Origin of the sequence: Streptomyces sp. SID5785, from assembly GCF_009870065.1 — a bacterium.
Taxonomy (GTDB): domain Bacteria; phylum Actinomycetota; class Actinomycetes; order Streptomycetales; family Streptomycetaceae; genus Streptomyces.
In genome coordinates this window covers 1-8,230 of sequence record NZ_WWIA01000622.1, presented here as the reverse complement: position 1 = coordinate 8,230, position 8,230 = coordinate 1, and the positions used below count along the sequence as shown (strand labels likewise).

8 protein-coding genes are annotated in these 8,230 nt (G+C 75.4%); 4 read left to right on the top strand and 4 right to left on the bottom strand.

The features are described from left to right. A partial coding sequence (locus GTW43_RS20290) for an AMP-binding protein (RefSeq protein ID WP_161303437.1) occupies positions 1 to 1,195 on the top strand: 1,195 nt, incomplete at its 5' end. On the opposite strand, the gene GTW43_RS20285 is transcribed toward GTW43_RS20290, so the two are convergent. Then, positions 1,167 to 2,546, bottom strand: a complete 1,380-nt coding sequence (locus GTW43_RS20285) for a hypothetical protein (RefSeq protein ID WP_343246067.1) — start codon at positions 2,544 to 2,546, stop codon at positions 1,167 to 1,169. The genes GTW43_RS20290 and GTW43_RS20285 overlap by 29 nt on opposite strands. 116 nt (positions 2,547 to 2,662) lie before the next feature. Between GTW43_RS20285 and GTW43_RS20280 the strand changes: the two genes are divergently transcribed. Further along, positions 2,663 to 3,919, top strand: a complete 1,257-nt coding sequence (locus GTW43_RS20280) for a molybdopterin-dependent oxidoreductase (protein ID WP_237536711.1) — start codon at positions 2,663 to 2,665, stop codon at positions 3,917 to 3,919. Between the two features lie 358 nt (positions 3,920 to 4,277). On the opposite strand, the gene GTW43_RS20275 is transcribed toward GTW43_RS20280, so the two are convergent. Genes GTW43_RS20275 through GTW43_RS20265 form a run of 3 tightly spaced genes read right to left on the bottom strand, consistent with a single transcriptional unit; the run spans position 4,278 to position 6,354 of the window. After that, positions 4,278 to 5,036: a methyltransferase domain-containing protein gene (locus GTW43_RS20275; RefSeq protein ID WP_161303435.1), complete on the bottom strand. Its 759-nt coding sequence runs from the start codon at positions 5,034 to 5,036 to the stop codon at positions 4,278 to 4,280. Next, complete coding sequence (locus GTW43_RS20270; RefSeq protein WP_161303434.1) at positions 5,033 to 5,650, bottom strand: TIGR04282 family arsenosugar biosynthesis glycosyltransferase; 618 nt, start codon at positions 5,648 to 5,650, stop codon at positions 5,033 to 5,035. The genes GTW43_RS20275 and GTW43_RS20270 overlap by 4 nt, the downstream gene beginning before the upstream one ends. Continuing rightward, entirely contained in the window at positions 5,647 to 6,354 is a 708-nt protein-coding gene (locus tag GTW43_RS20265; RefSeq protein ID WP_161303433.1) for a glycosyltransferase family 2 protein, read from the bottom strand. The genes GTW43_RS20270 and GTW43_RS20265 overlap by 4 nt, the downstream gene beginning before the upstream one ends. 115 nt (positions 6,355 to 6,469) lie before the next feature. Between GTW43_RS20265 and GTW43_RS20260 the strand changes: the two genes are divergently transcribed. Next, positions 6,470 to 7,210, top strand: coding sequence for a response regulator transcription factor (locus tag GTW43_RS20260; protein ID WP_161303432.1), 741 nt, complete (start codon positions 6,470 to 6,472; stop codon positions 7,208 to 7,210). Between the two features lie 2 nt (positions 7,211 to 7,212). Continuing rightward, positions 7,213 to 8,230: HAMP domain-containing sensor histidine kinase (locus GTW43_RS20255; RefSeq protein WP_161303431.1), on the top strand; the 1,018-nt coding region annotated here is incomplete at its 3' end.

The window sequence follows — 8,230 nt, the reverse complement described above, 5'->3', positions numbered from 1 at the left end:
TGCGGTCCCGGCCGGTGAGGCGGCGGCCAGGACCGGCGCCCGGTGCCTGGTCGCGGACCCGGCCCACTGGGACGAACTGCTCGACGGGCAGGCCCCGTGGACCGCCGTACCGGACCGACACGCGGACGACACCGCCGTCGTCCTCTACACCTCCGGCACGACGGGCACCCCGAAGGGCGCCGAGCTCACCCACGGCAATCTCGTCGGCAACGCCCTCACCACGGCGCGGACCCTGCTCGGGCTCACCCCCGACGACGTGCTCCTCGGCGGCCTGCCGCTCTTCCACGCCTTCGGCCAGACCTGTGCGCTGAACGCGGCGACGGCCTCCGCGGCGACGCTGTCGCTGCTCCCCCGCTTCCGGCCCGAGGAGGCGCTGGAGATGCTGCGCCGCGACGGGGTGACGGTCTTCCTGGGCGTCCCGACGATGTACACCGCCCTGCTGCGCACGGGCGTGTCGCCGCGGCCGTCGCGGCTGCGACTCGGCGTGTCGGGCGGGTCCTCGCTTCCCGTGGAGCTGCTGCACGCGGCGGAACGCGCCCTGGGCGTGCAGGTCCTGGAGGGGTACGGGCTGTCGGAGACGTCGCCCGTGGCGTGCTTCAACCCGCCGGGCGGGGCGCGCAGGCCGGGTTCGATCGGGCTCCCCGTCGACGGCGTCGAGCTGTGCCTGTTCGGGTCCGGCGGGGAGACCGTCACGGAGCCGGGTGAGATCGGCGAGCTGGCGATCCGCGGCGCGAACGTGATGAAGGGCTACCGGGGGCGCCCCGACGCCACCGCGGAGGCGTTCCGGGACGGCTGGTTCCTCAGCGGCGACCTGGCCCGTCGGGACGAGGACGGCTACTACTTCGTCGTGGACCGCAAGAAGGACCTCATCATCCGCGGTGGCTACAACGTGTACCCGCGGGAGGTCGAGGAGGTCCTGTACGCGCACCCGGGCGTCGTCGAGGCGGCGGTCGTCGCGGTGCCGCACCCGGAGTTCGGCGAGGAGGTCGCGGCGGTGGTCGTCCTGGCTCCGGGGGCCACCGTCACGCCCGAGGAGCTGCGCGCGTACGTGAAGGAGCGGGTCGCTCCCTACAAGTACCCGCGGCTCGTGCGTATCGCCGAGGCGCTGCCGAAGGGGCCGACGGGCAAGATCCTGCGGCGGGAGATCGTCGTGGCCGCGCCGGAGGTCACCACCCCGTCAGGAGCAGGTGGTTGACCAGCAGGGCCAGGGTCACCTGGGCGGCCGTCCAGGCGCGCGGGCGCGGCAGCAGGGCGCAGGCCGGCAGGAGCCACACGGCGAACGGGAGCCAGATGCGCTCGGTCTCCGCCTTGCTCATGCCGGACAGGTCGGCGATCAGGAGCGCCGTGAGGGCGGCCGTCACGAGCAGGGCCAGCGGGCGGCTCTCACCCGGCGCGGCCCGGGCGCCGGGGGTGAACAGCCGGGTGACGGCGCGGCGCAGGCCCGCCACGGTCGCCGGGCCGACGATCAGGACGGTGCAGGCGAGGTTGGCCCACACCCAGTAGCCGTAGGGGCGGATGCCGCCCGCCCCTTGGTAGTAGCGCGTGATGAGCACGTGGTACGCCTCCCACCAGTCGAAGCCGAGGAGGGTGAACGTGACCGGGACGACCGCGGCTCCGGCGAGCAGCAGCAGGAGCAGCTGCGCGGGGCGGCGGCGGACCTCCCGGTGGCCGATCACGAGGACGGCCGCGCCGATGACGGCCACGAGGGTGAGGCCGTAGGAGAGGTAGCAGGTGAGCCCGTACAGGAGTCCGGCGCCTGCCGCCCAGCCGGTGCCGCGCCCGGTGACCGCGAGGGCGAGCAGGGCGACGGACCAGGCCGCAACCGCCGCGAAGTAGGCGTCGGCGGAGGCGCCCATCCACACGGCGCCGGGCGCGGCCACGAGGAACGGGGCCGCGCGCCGGGCCGTCTCCTCGCCGGCCAGGGCCCGCACGGTGACCAGGACGGCGACGCAGGCCGTGGCGCCGACGACGATGCACCACATCCCGGCCCAGCCGCCGCCGCGCAGCCCGATCCGGTCGAGCAGCACGAACGTGAGGGTGGCCGCGGGCGGGTGTCCCGCGGTGTGCGCGGGCCAGTGGTCGGGCGAGTCGATCAGGATGTGGTGGGTGAAGTCCCGCAGGGTGGCCGGGATGTCGTGGAAGCGGTCGATGACCTGGAGGTACTCGTAGCGGGTGGTCAGCCGTACGGCGATGCCGCGGTGCCAGCCGTCGACGAGGGCGAGCGCCACGATCCAGGTGGTGGCCCCGGCCCAGGACGCGGCGAGCAGGCCGCGCCAGGGCAGCCGGGCCGCGAGGGCGGGGCCGTACGCCACGAGGAGGGCGGCGAGGGCGAGCGCGGGGAGGGTGCCGGGGCCCACGTGGGGCAGCCAGTTCGCGTAGAGCGGTGGCCATCCGACGTGCAGGTTGCCGTACGTGTCCTCGAGGTACCGGCCGGTCAGTGCGGCCGCGACGACGAGGAGGGCGCCGCCGAGCGCGGCGGCGAGGTCGAGTCGGTCCCGGCGGCGTTCCCGGTGCGCCGGGCCGGCCTCCGGCAGGTCTGTACGGATCACACCTGAACGCTAGGTCGTGACACCGCCCGGGAGTCGCCGGCCGGGCCGGACGTCAGGGTTTCGTCATGGGTCGCAGCAGCTCGGGGGCGGGGGTACCGGCCTACCGTCGGGGCATGCGCGACATCCCCCGCTCCCCCACCTCCCCCGCGTTCTGGCGCAGTCCGCTGCGCGGTGCCCGGTTCACCTCGGTGCTCGGTCTCGTCCTGCTGGTCGGCGTCACCGTGCTGTTCGTGACCGGGCTGCTCTCCTACGCGGCCTACAACCCGGGGCTGTCCCCGGTGAACGACAAGACCCCCGACAAGGGGATCCTCGGCTTCTACCTGTTCGACTGGCCGACCGGCCCGCACTGTCTGTACCGGCTGACGCAAGGCGTGCACGTCACGCTCGGTGTCACCCTGATCCCCGTGCTCCTGGCGAAGTTGTGGTCGGTGGTGCCGAAGCTGTTCGTGCTGCCGCCCGTCCGCTCCGTGACGCACGGTCTGGAGCGGCTGTCGCTGCTGCTGCTGGTCGGCGGCGGCCTGTTCGAGTTCGTGACGGGCGTCCTGAACGTGCAGCTCGACTACCTCTTCCCCGGCTCGTTCTACCCGCTGCACTTCTACGGGGCGTGGGTGTTCTTCTCCGCGTTCGTCGTGCACGCCGTGCTCAAGATGCCCGTGGCGCTGCGGAACGTGCGGCGGATGCGGGCCGGTGAGGCCGGTGAGGAGGGGCCCGGCACGGACGAGCTCGTGGCGCCCGAGCCGGACCCGCCGAGCGTGTCCCGCAGGGGTGCGCTCTGGTTCGTCGGCGGTGGCTCGGCGCTGCTGTTCGGGACGACGTTCGGGCAGAGCTTCGACGGTCCGCTGCGGCGCACCGCGCTGCTGGCCCCGCACGGCGGCGCCGACCCGGGGCCCGGTCCGAACGGGTTCCAGATCAACAAGACGGCCGCGCTGGCCGGGGTCGACGCGGCCGAGGCGAGCGACGAGGCCTGGCGGCTCACGGTGACCGGCAGCACCGGGACGGTGCGGCTCGACCGGGCGGCGCTGGAGCGGCTCCCCCAGCACAGTGCGGCGCTGCCCATCGCGTGCGTGGAGGGCTGGTCGACGTCCGACCAGCACTGGCGGGGCGTCCGGCTGCGGGACCTCGCGGCGCTCGTCGGCGACGGGGACGACCCGCCGCAGGTGTTCGTCGAGTCGCTCCAGCGGCACGGGGCGTTCCGGCACGCCGCGCTCAGCGCCGCTCAGGTGGCGGACCCCCGCGCGCTGCTGGCGCTCGAGGTCAACGGCGAGATCCTGTCGCCGGACCACGGGCACCCCGCGCGGATCATCGTCCCCGCGGCCCCCGGTGTGCTGAACACCAAATGGGTGGCCCGGCTGACCTTCGGAAAGGTGTGAGCCCGATGAGCGAGAGGACCGGGACGGGTGTGGTGCGCAGGCTCGCCGCACACCGGCTTGCGCTGGGCAACCCGCTGCAACTCCTGCTGCTGCTCTGCTCGTTCGCGTTCGCCGGGTACGTGGGCGTGCGGCTGTTCGCGGACCGGTGGTTCGACGTCGCGCTGTGGATCGTGGGCGCGGCGCTCCTGCACGACCTGGTGCTGCTGCCCCTGTACGCGATGGCGGACCGGGCGGTGCTGCGGGGCCTCGGCGCGGCGGGCCGGCGGGCCTGGGCCGGGTACGTGCGGGTGCCCGCCGCCCTCGCGCTTCTGCTGCTGCTCGTGTGGTTCCCGCTCATCGCGCGGCGCAACGAGCGGCGTTACGCCCTGACGACCGGCCACTCCGCGGACGCGTTCCTCGGCCACTGGCTGCTGATCACCGCCGGGCTCTTCGGCGGGTCGGCGCTCCTGTTGGCGTTCCGGGTGCTCAGGGACACGAAGCGGCGGCCTCCCGCGTCCCACTGAGCGGTGGCCCGCAGGCCCGCCCGCTTCGCGTACCGGAGCAGGGCGGGCGCACCGAGCCGCGCCCAGGGGAAGGAGCGTCCCGGGGGCCGGCCGGGGGCGTCGGTCACCTCGACCTGGGCCCGCTCGTCCACGTCCACCGGCTCCGTCTCGACGATGAGCGTGCCTCCCGGGCACACGAGCTGGGCGGCCCGGGCGAGGAGGGCGCGGGGGTCGCCGCCGATGCCGACGTTGCCGTCCATGAGGAGCACGGTCGGCCAGCGGCCCTCGCCGGGCAGCGCCTCGAACACGGAGCGCAGCAGGGCGGGGCCGCCGAGGCTGGTGGTGCGTTCGACGGCGGTGGCGCTGACGTCGATGCCGAGGACGGTGCGGCCGCGTGCCGCCAGTTCGGCGACGAGCCGTCCCGGCCCGCACCCCACGTCGAGGACGGCGCCTTCGCAGCGGTCGAGGACGTCCCGGTCGACGGCGTCGGCGCGCGCGCACCAGCGCTCGATGTCGAGGGGCAGGAGCCAGCCGTCGGACCGGCGCAGGAAGAGCGGTCCGGTGCCGGTGCGCAGCGCGGCGGTGTAGGGGTCGGCCGCCGCCCAGGGGGCCATGTCGGTGGTGCGAGGGCTCATGTCGCGGTCCCCGTCGTACAGCGGGCCAGGCGGTGGGCGAAGCGGCTGTCCGGGGCGAGCGCCGCGACCTCGGCGGCGTCGTCAGCGGTGTCGACGTCGCGCAGGGCGGGCAGGTCGCGGACCCTGAGGCCCGCGGCGCGCAGCCGCTCCCGCTGGGCGGCGCCCGTGTGCGGCGTGGACATGGGCACGCCGCGCAGGAGGGCGGGGTCGGGCGCGGCGAGGCCGAGGGCCCAGAAGCCGCCGTCGTGGGCGGGTCCGAACCAGGCGTCGCATTCCGTGAAGTCGACGGTGAGCAGCTCGGGGGTGAGCTGCGGGGTGTCCATGCCGACGAGCAGGGCGGGTCCTGAGCAGGCGGCGAACGCGGCGGCGAGCCGCTCGTCGAGGCCGCCCGCGCACTGCGGGACGACGTCGAAGCCGGGCGGGAGCCAGGCGCCGGGGGCGCCGTCGAGGACGAGGACGCGCCGGTCGGCGGGCGCGGCGGCGACCGCGTCCAGGGTGTCGCGCAGGGCGGCCTCGGCCAGAGCGGCGGCGTCCTCGGGGGTGAAGGGCGGGGTGAGCCGGGTCTTGACCCGGCCGGGGCGCGGCTCCTTGGCGATGACGAGAAGGGTGGTCACCGGGCGGCTCCTTCGCGGGCCGGGGCGGCCGTCTCGGCGAGGACCCGGCTCATGTCGCGGACGGCCTGCCAGGTGCCGCGCCAGGTGCCGGTCACCTTCGAGGCGCCGCTGCGCGGGCGGTAGGGCACGTCGTGCTCGGCGACCCGCCAGCCGGCGTCGGCGGCCCGGACGACCATCTGCAGCGGGTAGCCGCTGCGCCGGTCGGTGAGCCCGAGGGCGAGCAGGTCCGTGCGGCGCGCGGCGCGCAGCGGTCCGAGGTCGTGCAGGCGCAGCCCGGTGCGGCGGCGTAGCAGCCGGGAGAGGGCGAGGTTGCCGGCGCGGGCGTGCAGGGGCCAGGCCCCGCGGCGGGTCGGGCGACGACGGCCGAGGACGAGGTCGCTCTCCCCGGCGAGCAGCTCGCTCACGAAGGGGACCAGCCGGGTCGGGTCGAGCGAGGCGTCGCAGTCGCAGAAGCACACGATGTCGGCCGTGGACGCGAGCAGGCCCGCGTGGCAGGCGGCGCCGAACCCCCGGACCGGTTCCCGTACGACGGTGGCGCCGAGGCTGCGGGCGAGGTCGGCGGAGCCGTCGGTCGAACCGTTGTCGACGACGAGCGCCCGCCAGCCCGGGGGGATCCGTTCGAGCACCCAGGGCAGGGCCTCGGCCTCGTCCAGGCAGGGAAGGATCACGTCGACGGGGATGGGTGGAGTGGTCACGGCTTTCACCCTACGAGCGCGATTCGGGCATTTCGCCCGCGAGCTCCTTACGAAACACGGACGTCGCTCCCACGGCGCCGCCGCGGAGTCGTCACCCGCGCGCGCACGGTGCGACGCTTGCTCCATGCAGCAGTCACACGAGCTCAAGGGCCCCGAGGCCCCCGCGGACCCGGCCCGGGTCCTGGTCGTCGACGACGACCCGACGGTCGCCGAGGTGGTGGCCGGGTACCTGGACCGGGCGGGCTTCCTCGTGGACCGTGCCGCCGACGGCCCGACGGCGCTCACCCGGGCCGCGGCCCGCCGGCCCGACCTGGTGGTGCTCGACCTGATGCTGCCCGGCATGGACGGCCTCGAGGTCTGCCGGCGCATCCGCGAGCGCGGCCCGGTGCCCGTCGTCATGCTGACCGCGCGGGGCGACGAGGAGGACCGCATCCTCGGTCTTGAGGTCGGCGCCGACGACTACGTCACCAAGCCGTTCAGCCCGCGCGAGCTGGTCCTGCGGGTGGAGTCGGTGCTGCGCCGGGCGCGCCCGCGCACGGAGCTGCGGCCGCTGCGCGCGGCCGGGCTCTCCGTCGACCCGGCGGGCCGCCGCGCCCGCCGCGACGGCACGGAACTGGCGCTGACCCTGCGCGAGTTCGACCTGCTCGCCTTCTTCCTGCGCCACCCCGGCCGGGCGTTCAGCCGCGAGGACCTGATGCGCGAGGTGTGGGGCTGGGAGTTCGGCGACCTGTCGACGGTGACGGTGCACATCCGGCGGCTGCGCGGCAAGGTCGAGGACGATCCGGCCCGCCCGCGCCTGATCCGTACGGTGTGGGGCGTCGGCTACCGCTTCGAGCCGGACGCGCCCGGCGACGGGGAGGCCTGATCGTGCGGGACATGCTGCTCATCGCCCTGTACGCATTCGCCGGTGCGGCGGCCACCGGTCTGGCCGGGGCCGCGCTCCTGCGGCTGATCCGGCGCCGCTCGCTGACCGCCTCGCTGGCCGTCGTCGCCGCCGTCGGCGTGGTCGCGATGCTGGCGGGTACCCTCGCCGTCGCCTGGGCGATGTTCCTGTCGCCGCACGACCTGACGGTGGTGACGACCGTCGTGGCGATGGCCGCGGTGGTGTCGCTGGGGACGGCCCTGGTCCTGGGCCGCTGGGTCGTGGCGCGCAGCCGTGAACTGGCCGTCGCCGCGCGCTCGTTCGGCGACGGCGGCGACTTCGCCGCGCCCGGCCACCCGGCCACCGCCGAACTGGAGGCGCTGAGCCGTGAACTCGCGGCGACGAGCGCCCGGCTCGCGGCCTCGCGGGAACGCGAGCGGGCGCTGGAGACCTCGCGGCGCGAGCTGGTGGCCTGGATCTCGCACGATCTGCGCACCCCGCTGGCCGGGCTGCGGGCCATGTCGGAGGCGCTGGAGGACGGCGTCGCGGAGGATCCCGACCGCTATCTGCGGCAGATGCGGACCGAGGTGGAGCGGCTCGACGGCATGGTCGGCGACCTGTTCGAACTGTCCCGGATCCACGCCGGCGCGCTGCCGCTCGCCCCGGCCCGCGTCTCGCTGTACGACCTGGTGGGCGACGCGCTCGCGGGCGCCGACCCGCTGGCCCGCGAGCACGGCGTCCGGCTGGAGGGCGCGGGGGTCGAGCCGGTGCCCGTCGAGGTGGACGGCAAGGAGATGAGCCGGGTCCTGGGCAACCTCCTGGTCAACGCGATCCGCAGGACCCCGGCGGACGGCACGGTCGCGGTGGCGACGGAGCTCTCGGCGGAGGGCGTCGTGCTGTCGGTCACGGACGGCTGCGGCGGCATCCCGGAGGACGACCTGGCGCGCGTCTTCGACACCGGCTGGCGCGGCACCCACGCCCGGACGCCCCCGGCCGGCGCGGGTCTGGGCCTCGCGATCGTGC